Genomic DNA, 235 nt, shown 5'->3' with positions numbered 1-235 from the left:
AACTGTGCGCAGTGGGTGATGAAGGTGCGCAGATGCGCGGACTCAAGCTTCAGTACGATCTGCCCGTCGGGGTCATGAATTGCCGCCGGGATGGGGATTACATTCTCGTCTCGGGTGGGCAGGTGCCGAGTGGATCGACGCCTGAGTACAAGGAGCAGGTTTTGGCCGCCTGCCTTGCCGCTGTTTCGCGGCACTTTCCGCAGTCGTACCGCAGTGCGGTTGAAAAAGCAGAACT

At 59.6% G+C, this 235-nt stretch carries 1 protein-coding gene; it reads left to right on the top strand.

The annotated features are described in order from the left end of the window. Positions 1-32: 32 nt before the first annotated feature. On the top strand, positions 33-235 hold a 203-nt coding region (locus tag AC0L3B_RS40380), incomplete at its 3' end, for a hypothetical protein (protein ID WP_473383680.1).

It is taken from the genome of Bradyrhizobium sp. Kon56 (assembly GCF_055807635.1).
Note: the sequence above shows the minus strand (reverse complement) of the source record. Positions and strands in the feature narration are given on the sequence as shown.